General features: G+C 65.3%; 1 protein-coding gene and 1 pseudogene. Both read left to right on the forward strand.

All coding sequences use genetic code 11. The features are described from left to right. Positions 1-1,117, forward strand: a 1,117-nt coding sequence (locus TSB10P1A_RS01305; RefSeq protein WP_186386104.1) for a terminase large subunit domain-containing protein, incomplete at its 5' end; no start/stop codon positions are given. Further along, a pseudogene (locus tag TSB10P1A_RS01310) lies at positions 1,110-1,432 on the forward strand (phage portal protein); the annotation flags it as partial. The gene TSB10P1A_RS01305 and the pseudogene TSB10P1A_RS01310, both read left to right, overlap by 8 nt.

Here is a 1,432-nt window from a genome sequence, read left to right on the forward strand (position 1 = left end):
CGACGACGAGAAGAAGCACAGCGCGCTCGTCCTGCAGTTCGCCAACGGCCGGCGCATCCACTCCATGAGCTCCAACCCGGACGCCCAGGCCGGCAAGCGCGGCAGCCGCGTGCTGGACGAATTCGCCCTGCACCCGGATCCACGAAAGCTCTGGTCGATTGCCTATCCGGGCATCACCTGGGGCGGGCAAATGGAGGTGATTTCCACCCACCGCGGATCGAAGAATTTCTTCAACACGCTCGTGCGCGAGGCGAAGGAAGGCGGCAACCCGAAGAAGCTCAGCCTGCACACCGTCACCCTGCAGAATGCGCTGGATGACGGGTTCCTGTGGAAGCTGCAGCAATCCCTGCCGGACGAAGACGAGCGGCAGGAGATGGACGAGGCGGCCTATTTCGATTGGGTGAAGAGCGGCGCGGCCGACGAGGAAAGCTTCCTTCAGGAGTACATGTGCAAGCCGGCCGACGACGATGCGGCTTTCCTCGAGTACGACCTGATCGCCTCGGCCGAGTACGCGCAAGGGGCCGATTGGCAGACGCCCGAGGGCGGCACCCTTTACGCCGGGGTCGACATCGGCCGCAAGCGCGATCTGACCGTCCTCTGGGTGGTCGAGAAGCTCGGCGACGTACTCTTCACCAGGCACGTTGAAGAACTGTCCAAGATGCGGAAGTCGGAGCAGGAAAAGGTGCTCTGGCCGTGGTTCGAGAAGTGCGCCCGCATCTGCATCGACGAGACAGGGTTGGGCATAGGCTGGGTTGATGACGCCCAGGACAAGTTCGGCGAGTATCGCGTCGAAGGCGTTACCTTCACGGTCCAAGCGAAAGAGGCGCTCGCCTATCCTGTCCGCTCGCGCATGGAAGAGCGCCGCGTCCGTATCCCCTACCGCGATACGATCCGGGCGGACCTCCGCCTGGTCACCAAGCAGGTGACGGCCGCCGGCAATATCCGCTTCACGGCAGAGCGTACCCCGGACGGCCACGCCGACCGGTTCTGGGCACTGGCGCTGGCGATCCATGCGGCGGACGGCGTGAAGGCGCAGCCGTGGCGCCCGCTCACCTCTGCCAAGCCGGCCGGCGAGACCCGTACTCTTGATGACGACTGGATCCCGCAAGATGCGTAAATGGCTTTCAAAGGCGCTGTCCGTCATGCGTCACGCGCCGGGCTGGGTGCCGTTTCAGCCGAACATGGCACGCACGCGCTACGACTATCGCAAGGCCATCGGCGACGGCCTCGACGCGTCGGTGGTGACGGCGCCGATCCAGTGGATTCAGCGCGCTCTGCCCGAGGCACGCCTGACGATCCATCGCTTTGGCCGCAACGGGCTGCGCGAGGAGGTGGCCGACCATCCGGCCCTGCGTCTGATCGCACGGCCAAACGCCCATTACGGCGACATCGCGCTCTGGTCCGGCACGGTGCTATCCTGGTGCCTCGCCGG

The organism is Stappia sp. TSB10P1A (assembly GCF_900185725.1).
Lineage (GTDB): Bacteria > Pseudomonadota > Alphaproteobacteria > Rhizobiales > Stappiaceae > Stappia.